The following is a 436-nucleotide window of genomic DNA, read 5'->3' as shown; positions in this document are numbered from 1 at the left end:
ACCAGCAGCCGGTCCGCGAGGCTCGTGCCGTCGCTGTATGCGTGGCGCGTCAAGTCGCGCATTTATCGCTGGTACGGCGCGCTGATCGCGATCGAGCGCGAGGCGCTCAACGATACGTCGGCGGCCGAGCGCGAAGGGCTCGTCGAACGGCTCGACAAGATCGAGGAGTCCGTCAACGGCCTGAAGATGCCGCTTGCCTATGCCGATCAGTTCTACGTGCTGCGCGAGCATATCGGCTTCGTGCGGGCGCGCCTCACGCGCGATTCGGAAGCGGCCGCGGCGGCCGCCGCGCGGGACGTGACGGGCGAAGCGCAACCGGCCCACTCGGGCCATCCGGCAGGCTCGCCGGACCATGCACGCGCCCATGACAGCGGCGCGATCAGCCGCGCCGAAGCACGCGCCGCGAGTCACGAAGCTCACGAGGGCCGCGAAGGGC

The 436-nt window shown here is 70.2% G+C and carries 1 pseudogene; it reads left to right on the top strand.

Annotated elements, in window-relative coordinates:
* Positions 1–436 (top strand): annotated as a pseudogene (locus AB4Y42_RS44270) (C4-dicarboxylate ABC transporter substrate-binding protein); the annotation flags it as partial.

The organism is Paraburkholderia sp. EG286B, from assembly GCF_040965655.1.
In the GTDB taxonomy this organism is placed as follows: Bacteria; Pseudomonadota; Gammaproteobacteria; order Burkholderiales; family Burkholderiaceae; genus Paraburkholderia.
Note: the sequence above shows the minus strand (reverse complement) of the source record. Positions and strands in the feature narration are given on the sequence as shown.